Origin of the sequence: Azotobacter salinestris, assembly GCF_009363155.1 — a bacterium.
GTDB classification, from domain to species: Bacteria; Pseudomonadota; Gammaproteobacteria; order Pseudomonadales; family Pseudomonadaceae; genus Azotobacter; species Azotobacter salinestris.
This window is the reverse complement of record NZ_CP045302.1, coordinates 2,435,398-2,449,365: the sequence shown is the minus strand read 5'-3', so window position 1 is coordinate 2,449,365 and position 13,968 is coordinate 2,435,398. Positions and strand designations below refer to the sequence as shown.

The 13,968-nt window shown below is 64.7% G+C and carries 15 protein-coding genes; 9 read left to right on the top strand and 6 right to left on the bottom strand.

All coding sequences use genetic code 11. The annotated features are described in order from the left end of the window. Positions 1-295: 295 nt before the first annotated feature. From pcaK to GCU53_RS11410, 5 genes are all read left to right on the top strand, one after another. On the top strand, positions 296-1,657 hold the full coding sequence (gene pcaK / locus GCU53_RS11430; protein WP_152387728.1) for a 4-hydroxybenzoate transporter PcaK: 1,362 nt from the start codon (positions 296-298) through the stop codon (positions 1,655-1,657). A gap of 635 nt (positions 1,658-2,292) precedes the next feature. Continuing rightward, on the top strand, positions 2,293-3,426 hold the full coding sequence (moeB, locus tag GCU53_RS11425; RefSeq protein ID WP_152387727.1) for a molybdopterin-synthase adenylyltransferase MoeB: 1,134 nt from the start codon (positions 2,293-2,295) through the stop codon (positions 3,424-3,426). Positions 3,427-3,508: 82 nt separating this feature from the next. Further along, complete coding sequence (locus GCU53_RS11420) at positions 3,509-4,273, top strand: HesA/MoeB/ThiF family protein (RefSeq protein WP_244307126.1); 765 nt, start codon at positions 3,509-3,511, stop codon at positions 4,271-4,273. A gap of 16 nt (positions 4,274-4,289) precedes the next feature. After that, positions 4,290-4,562, top strand: coding sequence for a MoaD/ThiS family protein (locus GCU53_RS11415; RefSeq protein WP_152387726.1), 273 nt, complete (start codon positions 4,290-4,292; stop codon positions 4,560-4,562). 116 nt (positions 4,563-4,678) lie between these two features. Then, on the top strand, positions 4,679-5,197 hold the full coding sequence (locus GCU53_RS11410) for an aspartate carbamoyltransferase (protein WP_152389865.1): 519 nt from the start codon (positions 4,679-4,681) through the stop codon (positions 5,195-5,197). A 232-nt stretch (positions 5,198-5,429) separates the two neighbouring features. Here the strand turns inward: GCU53_RS11410 and GCU53_RS11405 are convergent, their stop codons facing one another. The 3 genes from GCU53_RS11405 to rpoZ are packed head-to-tail and all read right to left on the bottom strand — an operon-like array spanning position 5,430 to position 8,300. After that, a complete protein-coding gene (locus tag GCU53_RS11405; protein WP_152387725.1) occupies positions 5,430-5,813 on the bottom strand; it encodes a RidA family protein in 384 nt (127 codons plus the stop codon). Between the two features lie 54 nt (positions 5,814-5,867). After that, entirely contained in the window at positions 5,868-7,976 is a 2,109-nt protein-coding gene (spoT, locus tag GCU53_RS11400) for a bifunctional GTP diphosphokinase/guanosine-3',5'-bis pyrophosphate 3'-pyrophosphohydrolase (RefSeq protein ID WP_152387724.1), read from the bottom strand. A 60-nt stretch (positions 7,977-8,036) separates the two neighbouring features. Beyond that, positions 8,037-8,300 (bottom strand): DNA-directed RNA polymerase subunit omega, encoded by a 264-nt coding sequence (gene rpoZ, locus GCU53_RS11395; protein ID WP_152387723.1) that lies wholly within the window; start codon positions 8,298-8,300, stop codon positions 8,037-8,039. Positions 8,301-8,700: 400 nt separating this feature from the next. Here rpoZ and GCU53_RS11390 point away from each other — a divergent pair, with 400 nt between their 5' ends. Further along, positions 8,701-9,504 carry a sulfite exporter TauE/SafE family protein gene (locus GCU53_RS11390; RefSeq protein WP_152387722.1) on the top strand — a complete coding sequence of 268 codons (804 nt, stop codon included), beginning with the start codon at positions 8,701-8,703 and terminating at the stop codon, positions 9,502-9,504. Positions 9,505-9,540: 36 nt separating this feature from the next. Here GCU53_RS11390 and gmk read toward each other — a convergent pair whose 3' ends face one another. Both gmk and GCU53_RS11380 read right to left on the bottom strand, forming a co-directional pair. After that, a complete protein-coding gene (gene gmk / locus GCU53_RS11385; RefSeq protein ID WP_152387721.1) occupies positions 9,541-10,158 on the bottom strand; it encodes a guanylate kinase in 618 nt (205 codons plus the stop codon). 40 nt (positions 10,159-10,198) lie between these two features. Next, entirely contained in the window at positions 10,199-11,062 is an 864-nt protein-coding gene (locus tag GCU53_RS11380; RefSeq protein WP_152387720.1) for a YicC/YloC family endoribonuclease, read from the bottom strand. 141 nt (positions 11,063-11,203) lie between these two features. On the opposite strand from GCU53_RS11380, the gene rph reads away from it, so the two are divergent. Beyond that, positions 11,204-11,923, top strand: a complete 720-nt coding sequence (gene rph / locus GCU53_RS11375) for a ribonuclease PH (RefSeq protein ID WP_152387719.1) — start codon at positions 11,204-11,206, stop codon at positions 11,921-11,923. Between the two features lie 16 nt (positions 11,924-11,939). Further along, complete coding sequence (locus GCU53_RS11370; protein ID WP_152387718.1) at positions 11,940-12,308, top strand: DUF4870 domain-containing protein; 369 nt, start codon at positions 11,940-11,942, stop codon at positions 12,306-12,308. 51 nt (positions 12,309-12,359) lie between these two features. Here the strand turns inward: GCU53_RS11370 and GCU53_RS11365 are convergent, their stop codons facing one another. Further along, positions 12,360-13,139, bottom strand: a complete 780-nt coding sequence (locus GCU53_RS11365; RefSeq protein WP_152387717.1) for an exodeoxyribonuclease III — start codon at positions 13,137-13,139, stop codon at positions 12,360-12,362. A gap of 80 nt (positions 13,140-13,219) precedes the next feature. On the opposite strand from GCU53_RS11365, the gene pyrE reads away from it, so the two are divergent. Beyond that, positions 13,220-13,861: an orotate phosphoribosyltransferase gene (gene pyrE / locus GCU53_RS11360; protein ID WP_152387716.1), complete on the top strand. Its 642-nt coding sequence runs from the start codon at positions 13,220-13,222 to the stop codon at positions 13,859-13,861. The last annotated feature ends 107 nt before the right edge of the window (positions 13,862-13,968 follow it).

Genomic DNA, 13,968 nt, shown 5'->3' with positions numbered 1-13,968 from the left:
GACCCGTTCGATTCCCACTGGTGCCGCCAGAAAAAACGCCGACCGGCAGAACGCCCGGTTGATGCAAGCAGTGCTGGTCGCTTCGAGAGAATCGGTGCCGTTATCGCGTGTGGTACCCGTCCCGGAGCTGGCGACCTCGACCGGTCGCGACAGGGCTAGGCGGCGGCAACGCAAGGGCGTTGCAGGAAGTGTCGTTCGGCTATCGAACACTAAGGCGATTATCGGCTTGTTCTACCGTTCGGGACGGTCGTAGCTTTGGGTGCGCTCTATCCCGACAACAACAAGAGAGATTCCCATGAGCACCCCCCTTGCGCTTCCAGGCGAGGCCGCCGGGCCCGGCCGCGCCCCGGAAATCCTCGACGTACAAACCTTCATCGATTCCCGGCCGCTGAGTCTCTATCAGTGGCGCGTCGTCCTGCTGTGCTTTTTGATCGTCTTCCTCGATGGCCTGGATACCGCCGCCATGGGCTTCATCGCCCCGGCGCTGGTCCAGGACTGGGGCATCGACCGTGCCAGCCTCGGCCCGGTGATGAGCGCCGCGCTGATCGGCATGGTGTTCGGCGCACTCTGCTCCGGTCCGCTGGCCGACCGCTTCGGCCGCAAGGGCGTGCTGATCGGCTCGGCGCTGCTGTTCAGCCTGGCCTCGGCCTACAGCAACAATGTCGGCGAGCTGGTGGTGCTGCGCTTTCTCACCGGCCTGGGCCTCGGCGCGGCCATGCCCAACGCCACCACGCTGCTGTCGGAATACACCCCGGTGCGTCACAAGTCGCTGCTGGTGACCAGCATGTTCTGCGGCTTCAACCTGGGCATGGCCGGTGGCGGCTTCGTCTCCGCCTGGATGATCCCGGCCTACGGCTGGCACAGCCTGCTGGTGGTCGGCGGCGTGCTGCCGCTGGTCCTGGCGCTGGCGCTGCTGTTCTGGCTGCCGGAGTCGGCCCGCTACCTGGTGGCGCGCGGCGGTGACGTCGAGCGCGTCCGCCGGGTGCTGCGGCCGATCGGCGAGGAGGCGGCACTGGCCAGAGGCTTCAGCATCCCCGAGCAGCGCACGGAAAAGGCCGGCAGCGTCTTCGCGGTGATCTTCGGCGGCAGCTTCCGCGCCGGCACCCTGCTGCTCTGGCTCACCTATTTCATGGGGCTGGTGATCGTCTACCTGCTGACCAGCTGGCTGCCGACGCTGCTGCGCGACAGCGGCGCGAGCATGGAGCGGGCCGCCTTCGTCGGCGCGCTGTTCCAGTTCGGCGGCGTGCTCAGCGCGGTGGCGGTCGGCTGGGCGATGGACCGCATGAACCCGCACAAGGTGATCGGCCTGTTCTACCTGATGGCCGGGCTGTTCACTTGGGCGGTCGGCCAGAGCCTGGACCAGGCCGCCCTGCTGGCGACCCTGATACTGCTCGCCGGGATGAGCGTCAACGGTGCGCAGTCGGCCATGCCCTCCCTGGCCGCGCGCTTCTACCCGACCCAGGGCCGCGCCACCGGCGTGTCCTGGATGCTCGGCATCGGCCGCTTCGGCGCCATCCTCGGCGCCTGGATCGGCGCGACCCTGCTCGGTCTCGGCTGGACCTTCGAGGAGGTGCTCAGCGCCCTGCTGCTGCCGGCCGGCATCGCCAGCGCAGCGATTCTGGTCAAGGGGCTGGTCAGCCACGCCGACGCCACCTGAGTCCTGCCTGCGACGCTTCGAGGGCTCGCCGCGATGCCATCCGGCGGGCCCTTTTCATCAGCGCTCGAAAGAGGCTGGCGCAGCCTGCCGCAGACAAGTCCCGCGCAGCATGCCAGACGGTGCCCGTTCAGCTGTCGGGGAAATAACACCGCATCCTTGAAGTGGGCTCCTAACTTCATCCGGTTCCTCCATGCCGAACAGCGCAGGCTGTACGGGAGGGTTTCGGAATAAGCCTGGGCATTCTTCTGGATTTGTGACGCATATCACCTTTTTGCTGGTGGCGATAACAGTCGATCCCAAACTTCAAGTGTCTTAGAGAGGCGCGGCGAACCGTTCGGAGTTGCAGCCCATAATTTGTCAGGGGCGGAATGACCCTTGTCTTTCAATATATTCAATGCTCTAGAAAATGATTGGCGCCATGAAGCGGCATAGTTCTAGGTTTGCGTCTAATAAAGGTCTTATGCAGAATTTTTATGTATTTAAAAATACAGCGCCATGTCGGTGTCGGATGGAAATTCCTGAAGGGGCATTGCTTTGCGTTAGATTATTTGGTTGAGTCTGCTGCGAAAAAATCTATAAGGACAAGAAATAGGCTGGTCGCTATTTCTGCTTGATCATCTGCAAGGACAGGCTCAATGGGTCTCTCGAATCAGGAAGTCAACAGATACAGCCGGCATCTGCTATTGCCGGAAGTGGGTCTGGAAGGGCAATTAAAACTAAAGAGTGCGAAGGTTCTCTGCGTCGGCACGGGAGGCTTGGGCTCTCCGCTGGCCCTGTATCTGGCTGCCGCAGGCGTTGGGCATCTGGGGCTCGTCGACAGCGATGTCGTCGATTACAGCAATCTGCAGCGGCAGGTCATTCACCATACTTCCGATGTCGGCAAGCCGAAAATAACTTCAGCCGCCGAAAAGCTCCGGAACCTCAATCCGCATATCGAAATCATCGAGCATGAAACCATGCTCACCGCGGAGAATGCGTTCGATATCTGCTCCCGGTACGACATCATTGCCGACGGCACCGACAATTTCTCCACGCGCTACCTGACCAATGATGTGTGCGTGCTGCTGGGCAAACCCAATGTCCATGCGAGCATCTTCAGGTTCGAGGGGCAGGCTTCGGTTTTCCATGCCAAGGAGGGGCCCTGCTATCGATGCCTGTATCCCGAGCCACCACCGCCCGGAGAAATACCGAGCTGTGCCGAAGGAGGGGTGCTGGGCGTGCTGCCGGGCCTGCTGGGCGTCGTTCAGGCGACCGAGGTCATCAAGCAGATCCTGGGTATCGGTGATCCCCTCGTCGGGCGGCTGCTGATGTTCGATGCCCTGGGCATGCGGGCCAGCGAGCTGCAGATCGAGAAGGATCCCAACTGCCCCATCTGCGGTACTTCGCCCAGTATCACGGCGCTTCAGGATTATCAGGCTTTCTGCAATTCGGCCGCTGCAAGCGGCGAGTCCCTCGCGGAGATCGCTGCCATCGAGGCGGCCGCCCGGTCCAGGAAGACCGGAGAGGTGCTCCTGCTGGATGTGCGGGAGCCGCACGAGTGGGACATCTGCCGGATCGAGGGGGCCGTGCATGTGCCCTTGAACGAGCTCCCTGCGCGCTGTGGGGAGTTGGACCCCTCGAAGGAAATCATCGTCTATTGCCTGATGGGTGCGCGTGGCCGCAAGGCCCTGGAAATCCTCAGGGGGCAGGGCTTCCACAAGGCCTGGAACATGCGCGGCGGCCTGCGGGCCTGGGCCGCGGAAGTCGACGGGGCCATGCCCCTTTATTGATGAGTCATGTCTCGAGCTTCCCTTTCGGCGTCGCCGATGGGGACGGCTCATTGTTGGGTTGGTGAGCGATTGAAGGAATCTCATGCAGACTAAGGTGCTTAGCGAGTTCGATAGGGAGCGTTACTCCAGGCAGTTGCGGATCGAGGGCTTCGGCGAGGCGGGGCAGTTGCGCCTCAAAGGCTCCACTGTTCTGGTTTCCCGCGTGGGCGGCGTGGGCGGCACCGCGGCGATGAATCTGGTGCGTGCCGGCGTGGGCCGCCTGATCCTGGCGCATGGTGGCGAGGTGGTTCCGGACTACCTCAACCGCTGGCAACTGATCACCCCCGCCGACCTGGGCAGGCCGTGCGCGGAGGCGTGGGCGGAGAAGCTCAGGCAGATCGACCCGGAAGTCGAGATCGTCACGGTGAACGAGTACATCAACGAGAAAAACGTCGCCGGCCTCGTCGCCCAGGCCGATGTGGTGGTGGATGGCGCGCCCATGTTCGAGGAGCGCTACCTGATGAACGACGAGGCCATGAAGCAGGGGAAACCCGTGTGCATGGGCGCGATGTTCAGTATGGAGGGCTATGCGAGCACCTTCATTCCCGGCGAGACCGCCTGCCTGAGATGCGTGTTTCCGGAAAAGCCCGAGTACTGGACGGACATGAAGGTTTTCCCGGCCATCGGGCCCGGTCCCGTGATGGTCGGGACGACCATCGCCATGGAGGCGATCAAGGTGCTGACCGGCTTCGGGCAACCGCTCAAGAACGTGCTCTGGTTCTTCGACCTCGAGTCGAATACGACCAGATATCTCGAGATCGAGCGTGTGAAGGATTGTCCTGCCTGCGGGGCGGGCCAGAACCACTGATTCCAGGAGAAAAACAATGCCTACCCTTTTCGTGCCCGCGCCCTTCAGAAAGTTCGTCAGGGATCTGTCCAAACTGGAGGTCGGGGCAGGCTCCGTCAATGCGCTGCTGACGGAAGTCGATGCGCAATACCCGGGATTCAGCGCCCAGCTTCATGGCCAGGACGGCAGCCTGAAGAAATACATCCGGATTTTCGTCAATGGAAAGGACATCAAGGGGCTCGGTGGAATGGAGACGGCTCTCGATGCCCGTGACGAGGTCTTCATCGTCTCGGCAATGGCTGGTGGCTAGTACCTGCCCCGGGAGTCCTCGGCCGATTCCGGAACCTGCCGGGATCGGCAATGATGGTGGTTATTCGTTGAAGCGTTGAATGTGCACTCGATGTGCAGGAGGCTATTGTGGGTTCCATGGAAAGATCGTTGAAGCTCTTGTCGGTACTGGGTATCGCGGCATGTCTTGCGGGCAATGCGTTCGCATCGTCGGCCTCGCCCGAGCGCCAGGCGGATGTCGCCCAGCGCGGTGCCCAGGTGATGCCCTTCGCCTTGAGTCAAACCACTCACATCTTCGAAAGAACAGCCGACGGCGGCATCCAGAAAGTCGTCCTGAAGGACGGTGCGGATTCCGCTCAGTTGGCGCTGATCCGCCAGCATCTGAAGGAGATCGGCGATCAGTTCGCGAATCGGGACTTTTCCGGGCCGGAAACCATCCACGGCCGCGACATGCCGGGCCTCGAGGCGCTCAGGAATGCCGAGCCGGGGGAGATGTCGGTGAGATACACCGATATCCAGGGCGGTGCGCAGCTTCAGTTCGCCGCCGCCCGGCCCGAGCTGGTCCATGCGATCCATAGCTGGATAGGCGCCCAGCTGAGCGACCACGGGAAGGATGCCGTGGAGGGGCATTCCGCCCATCACCACTCGATGCACTGACCGCCTTCCTCCACCGAAAGCCGAAGCGGGGCGAGTGCGTCCCCGCTGCCGGCGCCTCGGCATGCAGGCGGGAGACGCGGCGGCTCGGGCTCTTCGAGGAAGGATCGGGCCGTTTCTCCGTCGAAGGGGAGGGGCCTGGCTGACGGCAGCGGAGGGCAGGTCAGGCATTCTGTATCGCAGATGTGCCGGGCGTGGCCTGATGGGGGCGGAGCGGTGGCTCCGCCCGCGGGGCTCAGTCGAGAACCAGGATGCCGTCCATTTCCACCTGCGCGCCGCGCGGCAGGGAAGCGACGCCGATGGCGGCACGGGCCGGGTAGGGCTGCGCGAAGTAGCGGCCCATGACCTCGTTGACCTTGGCGAAGTGGGCCAGGTCGGTGAGGAAGATGTTCAGCTTGACGAGATCGGCGAACGAGCCGCCGGCCGCCTCGACGACCGCCTTGAGGTTCTCGAACACCTGCACGGTCTGGGCTTCGAAGTCGCCTTCGACCAGTTCCATGGTTTTGGGGTCGAGGGGGATCTGTCCGGACAGGTAGACGGTGCTGCCGGCCTTGATCGCCTGGGAATAGGTGCCGATGGCGGCAGGCGCCTTGTCGGTGTTGATCACGATCTTGCTCATGGGGAGCTCCTTTGGGGGATGTTCTGAGCGGGACGTGCGGGCCGGAGTTCGCGCTCAGGCGCGCACGCGGGTAATGCGGATGACGCCCTTGAGGGCGCGCAGCTTCTTGATCACCCGGGCCAGGTGGATGCGGTCCTTCACGCTGACCACCAACTGGACCACGCTGGTACGGCCGTCGCGTTCGTCCATGCCGATCTTCTCGATGTTGCCGTCCGCGGCGTTGACGCTGCCGGCGAGCAGAGCGATCAGGCCGCGCTGGTGTTCCAGCTCGACGCGCAGCTCGACGTTGAATTCACCGCTGACGTCCTTGGACCAGGTCAGCGGGATGCATTTTTCCGGGTTGTGGCGGATCTCGCCGATATTGCGGCAGTTTTCCAGGTGCACGACCATGCCCTTGCCCGCCGACAGATGGCCGACGATGGGGTCGCCGGGGATCGGCGAGCAGCAGCGCGCGTAGCTCAGCACCAGGCCCTCGGTGCCGCGGATCGCCAGCGGGCCTTCGGCGCAGGGCAACTCCTCGCCTTCACTGGCCAGCAGGCGGCGGGCCACCACGTAGGCCATGCGGTTGCCGAGACCGATATCCTCCAGCAGGTCCTCGAAGACTTCCATGCGGTATTCGTCGAGCACCTGGCGGATGTGCTCCTCGGGGATCTGCTCCAGACTGGCGTCGAAGCCGGCGAGTACCTTGTTGAGCAGGCGCTCGCCGAGGCTGATGGATTCCGAGCGGCGTTGCTGCTTGAGAGCATGGCGGATATGGGTGCGCGCCTTGGCAGTGACCACGAAGTTCAGCCATGCCGGGTTCGGCCGCGCGCCCGGGGCGGTGACGATCTCCACCGTGGAGCCGCTTTCCAGGGGCTGGGAGAGCGGCGCCAGGCGGCGGTTGATGCGGCAGGCGATGCAGCTGTTGCCGACGTCGGTGTGCACCGCGTAGGCGAAGTCGACCGCGGTGGAGCCCTTCTGCAGCTCCATGATGCGGCCCTTGGGCGTGAACACGTAGACCTCGTCGGGGAACAGGTCGATCTTCACGCTCTCGATGAATTCCAGCGAGTTGCCGGCGCTCTGCTGCAGCTCGAGCACGCCCTTCACCCATTGCCGGGCGCGCGCGTGATTGCCCCTGATCGGGTCCTCGTCCCCGGACTTGTACAGCCAGTGGGCGGCGATGCCGTTGTTGGCCAGCTCCTCCATCTCGCGGGTGCGGATCTGGATCTCGATGGGCACGCCGTGCATGCCGAACAGGGTGGTGTGCAGCGACTGATAGCCGTTGGCCTTGGGGATTGCGATGTAATCCTTGAAGCGGCCGGGCAGCGGCTTGTAGAGGTTGTGCACGGCGCCGAGCACGCGGTAGCAGGTGTCGACCTTGTCGACCACGATGCGGAAGGCGTAGACATCCATGATCTCGTTGAACGCCTTGCGCTTGCCGCGCATCTTCTTGTAGATGCTGTAGAGGTGCTTCTCGCGGCCCTTGACGTCGCCGTCGAGGCCCTCGCGCTCGAGGCAGGCGACCAGCGATCGTTCGATCTTGGTGACGATTTCCTTGCGGTTGCCGCGGGCGCGGCGCACCGCCTGGCGGATGCGCGCCGAGCGCATCGGGTGCATGGCCTTGAAGCCCAGGTCCTCGAACTCTACGCGCATGTTGTGCATGCCCAGGCGATTGGCGATGGGCGCGTAGATTTCCAGGGTCTCCTTGGCGATGCGCCGGCTCTTCTCGTAGGGCATGGCGTCGAGGGTGCGCATGTTGTGCAGGCGGTCGGCCAGCTTGACGAGGATCACGCGGATGTCGCGGGCCATGGCCATGGCCATCTTCTGGAAGTTCTCGGCCTGCGCCTCGGCCTTGTTCTCGAACTTCATCTGGGTCAGCTTGCTGACCCCGTCGACCAGCTCGGCGACGGTTTCGCCGAATTGCTCGACCAAGGCTTCCTTGGGAATGCCGGTGTCCTCGATCACGTCATGGAGCATCGCGGCCATCAGGCTCTGATGGTCCATGTGCATGTCGGCGAGGATGTTGGCGACGGCGAGGGGATGGGTGACGTAGGGTTCGCCGCTGCGCCTGCGCTGGCCGTCGTGGGCCTGCTCGGCGTAATAATAGGCCCGGCGGACCAGGTTGACCTGGTCCGGGGCGAGGTAGGTCAGGAGCCGATCGGCAAGGGTTTCTATGCTGGCCAAGGGCGTCCCCCCTGGCGAGCGGATACTGCTCCCGTGCTGCGACCGCTGTCGGACATCGCGTTACAGGGCCTCGTTGGTGTCTTCCTCGAAGGCGGCGAACAGCGGCTCCTCGGCGACGATCTCGTCCTGGGCGATGACGTTATAGTCGACCAGGCTCGCGGCGATCTCGCGCAGGGCGACCACGGTGGGCTTGTCGTTCTCCCAGGGTACTCGCGGCTCCTTGCCGCCGGTGGCCAGCTGGCGCGCGCGCTTGCTGGCGAGCATGACCAGCTCGAAGCGGTTATCGACGTTGTCCAGGCAGTCTTCAACGGTAACGCGGGCCATGGTGTTCCTCGTGACGAATGAGTGTGGCGGTACCCAAATGGGCAAGCGGACTGGATAGTCTAGGAAAACGCCACTTCGAAGGGAAGGGCCAAATGGCCCTGTGGTCGTCGGCATGGCCGTGGCGGACCGGCCACCGCTGTCGGTTTTGTAGCAAAGCCGACAGCGGCAGGGGCGGAGGGTCCGGCGCTGCACCGGGCGCGCCGGTTTCCTTGGGGACTGCGTGATTTCCTTGCATATATAGCGAAATCCGGCGGCTATCAAGGGTTGCAGCTGGCAGCGCCATGTCCTGTGTAAGCTGTCACCCGAGCTTTTGGTGGATGGCGTGCTTCTTGCTGAAAGTGCGTGCGTTATTTATTCACATGCATATCGGTGAGTGCACGACATGAAAGCAGTTGAATCCATGCAGACTCCTTTGCGCAGCGGCCAGGGCTTCCTCGCCGGCACGCTGATCGGCAGCCTGGGCGGCTTGATCGGTCTGGGCGGGGCGGAGTTTCGCCTGCCGGTGCTGGTCGGGCTGTTCCGCCTGGAAACCCTGGAAGCGGTCATCTTCAACAAGGCGATGAGTCTGGTGGTGGTCGCTGCGGCCCTGCTGTCTCGCAGCGGTGGCATTCCGCTGGAACAGCTGGCGGAGCATCTGGGGATCGCCCTGAACCTGCTGGCCGGTAGCCTGGTCGGCGCCTGGTGGGCGGCCGGGCACGCCCTGCGCCTGTCGCGCCAGTGGCTCGACCGTGTCGTCATGGTCATGCTGGTGGGGCTGGCTCTGGTGATGCTGAGCGAGGCTGCCTTCGGCCTGCACGACGGCAGCGCGCCGCTGTTCGCCTCGGCGTCGCTGCAACTGCTCGCCGGCCTGCTGGCCGGGCTCGGCATCGGCGTGGTGGCGGCCCTGCTGGGGGTGGCCGGCGGCGAACTGCTGATCCCGACCATCGTGCTGCTCTATGGCGTGGACATCAAGCTGGCCGGCAGTCTGTCGCTGATGGTCAGTCTGCCGACCATGGTCGTCGGCTTTGCCCGCTACAGCCGCTCCGGCGCCTTCGCCATCCTCGGCCGGGAGCGCCCGCTGTTCGGCTGGATGGCGGCAGGCTCGATCCTCGGCGCCGCCCTGGGCGGCCTGCTGCTCGGCGTGGTGCCGACGCGGCTGCTGATGGTCCTGCTCGGGGTGATCCTGCTGGTGTCCGCGCTGAAGACCTTCCTGCACCGGCACTGAGTCGCCCGGCGGCCAAGGCCGCGCAGGCGCGCGGCTTCAGGCCAGCAGTTCGGCGAGCAGGCTGCCGTGTCGGCGTTGCTGGGTCTCCTGCAGCAGCTGGCGGGCGCGGAAGATCGACTTCAGGTCCTCGAGGGCGTGGGCGAAGTTGTCGTTGATGACCAGGTAGTCGTATTCCACGTAGTGGCTCATCTCGCTGACCGCCTCGCGCATGCGTCGCTCGATGATCTCGTCGCTGTCCTGGCCGCGGTTGGTCAGCCGGTGGCGCAGGGCTTCCTGGCTCGGTGGCAGGATGAAGATGGATTGCGCCTGGGGCAGCAGCTTGCGGACCTGCTGGGCGCCCTGCCAGTCGATCTCCAGGATCAGGTCGTAGCCCTCGGCCAGGGTCTGTTCCAGCCACAGCTGCGAGGTGCCGTAGAGATTGCCGAAGACTTCCGCGTGTTCGAGGAATTCGCCCCGCTCGAGCATGCCGAGGAAGGTCGGACGGTCGACGAAGTGGTAGTTCACCCCTTCGACCTCGCCCGGGCGCATGTTGCGGGTGGTGTGGGAAACCGATACCCGGACCTGCGGAAGGGCGTCGATCAGGGCCTTGACCAGGCTGGTCTTGCCGGCGCCGGAAGGTGCGGAAATGATGTAGAGGGTGCCGGTGGCGGACATGGGCGTTTCCTGAGCGCGGTTTCTCGTGGGGAAGGGGGCTTCACTCGATGTTCTGCACCTGCTCGCGCATCTGCTCGATCAGTACCTTGAGGTTGACCGCGGTCTGCGTGGAGCGGGGGTCGAAGGCCTTGGAGCCAAGAGTGTTGGCTTCGCGGTTGAGTTCCTGCATCAGGAAGTCCAGCCGGCGGCCGACCGTGCCACCGTCCTTGAGTACGCGGCGGACTTCGGCGATGTGGGTGCAGAGACGATCCAGCTCCTCGGCCGCGTCGCTCTTCTGGGCGAGCAGCACCAGCTCCTGTTCGAGACGCTGCGGATCCAGTTCCAGCTGCGCGTCGCGGAAGCGATCGAGGATCTTCTGGCGTTGGTTGGCGAGCATCTGCGGCACCAGCTGGCGCAGGCTCTCGACCTCCTTGAGCATGGCGTCCAGGCGCTCCTCGAGCAGTCGGGCCAGCTCTGCACCTTCGCGGCCGCGGCCGGCCTTGAGCTGGGCCAGGGCCTCGTCGAACAGGCTCAGGGCTTCCGCGCCGAGGGTCTGGTGATCGGTTGCGTTGGCGACCAGCACGCCGGGCCAGGCCAGCACGTCGAGGGGGTTGATCGGCGCCGGCTGGCGGATCAGGGCGGCGATGCCTTCGGCGGCGGCCACCAACTGGTTGGCATGCTCGCGGTCGATCTGCAGCGGCTGTCCGGCGCTGCCCTCGTCGAAGCGCAGGGTGCATTCGACCTTGCCACGGGACAGCGCCTGACGCAGGGCGTCGCGCAGGGCGCCTTCGAGGTCGAGGAAGGCCTCCGGCAGACGCAGGTGCGGTTCGAGATAGCGATGATTGACCGAGCGCAGCTCCCAGCTCAGGGTGCCGTGGGCGCCGGCCCGCTCGGCGCGGGCGAAGGCAGTCATGCTGTGCGCCATGGTGTCTACCTCTCGGATCGTCGTATTTAAAGGGAACGGATTGTAGCGCAGTGCGTCGCCGCGGCCCAATCGGCGTGTCCGACTGACGATGGGCGCCCTATAATGGCCGGCAAATTTTCCCGACCGTACAGGTAAGCCCAGATGAAACGTCCCAGTGGCCGTGCGCCCCACCAGTTGCGTCCGATTCGTATCACCCGCAACTACACCCGGCATGCCGAGGGCTCGGTGCTGGTGGAGTTCGGCGACACCCGGGTGATCTGCACGGTCAGTGCCGAGTCCGGCGTGCCGCGTTTCCTCAAGGGCCAGGGCAAGGGCTGGCTGACTGCCGAGTACGGCATGCTGCCGCGGGCCACCGGCGAGCGTACCGCGCGCGAGGCCAGTCGGGGCCGGCAGGGCGGGCGCACCCTGGAGATCCAGCGGCTGATCGGCCGTTCGCTGCGCGCTGCGCTGGACATGAGCAAGCTGGGCGAGAACACCCTGTACGTCGACTGCGACGTGATCCAGGCCGACGGCGGCACCCGCACCGCCTCCATCACCGGCGCCATGGTGGCGCTGGTCGATGCCCTGGCGGTGCTGAAGAGGCGCGGCGCGCTGAAGGGCGATCCCCTGAAGCAGATGGTCGCGGCGGTCTCCGTGGGCATCTACCAGGGCGAGCCAATCCTGGATCTGGACTATCCCGAGGACTCCGACGCCGAGACCGACCTCAACGTGGTGATGACCGATGCCGGCGGCTTCATCGAGGTGCAGGGTACCGCCGAGGGCGAACCCTTCCAGCCGGAGGAGCTGAACGCCATGCTGGCCCTGGCCACCCAGGGCATCCGCGAGCTGTTCGAGCTGCAGCGCGCCGTGCTGGCCGACTGATCTTCCGGGAGCCTCCATGCATTCGCCGCTGCTCGTCCCGCTGCCCGATCCCCAGGCCCGCCGCTGGGCGATGCTCTGCCACTACGCGGCGTTCTTCTGGTTCTTGGCGCCGCTGGTCGGCAACGTACTGGGGCCGCTGATCGTCTGGCAACTGCAGAAGGACCGCGACCCCTTCGTCGACTGGCACGGCAAGGAAGCGCTCAACTTCCAGATCACCTACAGCATCCTGATGATGCTCTGCGGCGCGCTGGCCTGGATCTTCATCGGTTTCCCGCTGATGCTGCTGGTCAATCTGACGACGCTGGTGCTGGTGGTCATCGCCGGCATCCGGGCGAATGCCGGCGAGGCCTGGCGTTATCCCTTCTGTCTGCGTCTGGTGAAGTGAACGGACCAGAAAAAAGCCGGCATGGCCGGCTTTTTTCTGAAGTGGCGTCGCTTACAGGCTCAGCAGCCAGTCGTAGTCGACGATCAGCGGGGCGTGCTGGGAGAAGCGCGGCTGCCGGGGCAGGCGGGCGTTGCGCACGAAGCGGCGCATGCCCGGGGTCAGCAGCTGATAGTCGAAGCGCCAGCCGAGATTGAGCATCTCCGCCTGTTCGCTGTCCGGCCACCAGCTGTAGAGGTCGCCCTCGCGGCTGGTTTCCCGCAGGGCATCCACGTAGCCCATGTGGCCGACGATCTGGTCCATCCAGGCGCGCTCCGGCGCCAGGAAGCCGGGCAGTTGCTGGCAGTCGCGCCAGTTCTTCACGTCCTGCTTCTGGTGTGCCACGTACAGCGAGCCACAGTAGATGTACTCGCGACGCTTGCGCCGCTGCTTGTCCAGATAATGGGCGAAGTCGTCCATGAACTTGAACTTCTGGTTCAGGTTTTCGTCGCCGCCCTGCCCGCTGGGCAACAGCAGGCTGGCGATGCTGACCTTGTCGAAGTCCGCCTGCAGGTAGCGCCCGTAGCGATCGGCCGTCTCGAAGCCGAGGCCGCCGATCACCGCCTTGGGCTGCAGCCGCGAATAGAGTGCGACTCCCCCCTGGCTGGGGATTTCCGCCTCGCTGGCATAAAGAAAGTAGCCGTCCAGCTGGTAGGTCGGATCGTCCAGTTCGAAGGCGGAGGCGCGGGTATCCTGCAGGCAGATCACGTCGGCATTCTGGGCTTGCAGCCAGCTGAGCAGGCCACGCTCGACGGCAGCCTGAATACCATTGACGTTTACACTGATGATCCGCATACATGGCCCCCAAAAAAACCAGCGTGTATGATACCCGACCTCGGAGCATATAGCTAAATCCGTGCCTATCGGGACTTCTCATGCAGGCCTATCAGCGCGAATTCATTCGTTTCGCCATCGAGCGCGGTGTGCTGCGCTTCGGCGAGTTCACCCTCAAGTCGGGGCGGACCAGTCCCTATTTCTTCAATGCCGGGTTGTTCAACAGCGGTCTGGCGCTGGCGCGGCTGGGGCGCTTCTATGCCGCGGCCCTGGTCGACAGCGGCATTCCCTTCGACGTGCTGTTCGGCCCGGCCTACAAGGGCATTCCGCTGGCCGCGGCGACCGCGGTGGCGCTGGCCGAACACCATGGCCGCGATCTTCCCTGGTGCTTCAACCGCAAGGAGGCCAAGGATCACGGCGAGGGCGGCACCCTGGTCGGTGCGCCCCTGGCCGGCCGGGTGCTGATCGTCGATGACGTGATCACCGCCGGCACGGCGATCCGCGAGGTGATGCAGATCATCCAGGGCCAGGGTGCCCAGGCGGCCGGCGTGCTGATCGCGCTGAACCGGCAGGAGCGCGGTCAGGGTGCGCTGTCGGCGATCCAGGAGGTCGAGCGCGACTTCGCCATGCCGGTGGTCAGCATCGCCTCCCTCTCCGACGTGCTGGAGTATCTGGCCGAAGATGCCGAACTCAAGCGCCATCTGCCGGCCGTGGAAGCCTACCGCGCGCAATACGGCATTTGACCAATAGCTGATAGCTGGGCGGCTTCGGGGCGCCGATAATCGCGCCAAATATTCGCTTTCTGGATTGGCATGCCTGTTCGGGGCCGTTGCAGGCCCGTCAGGCCAGT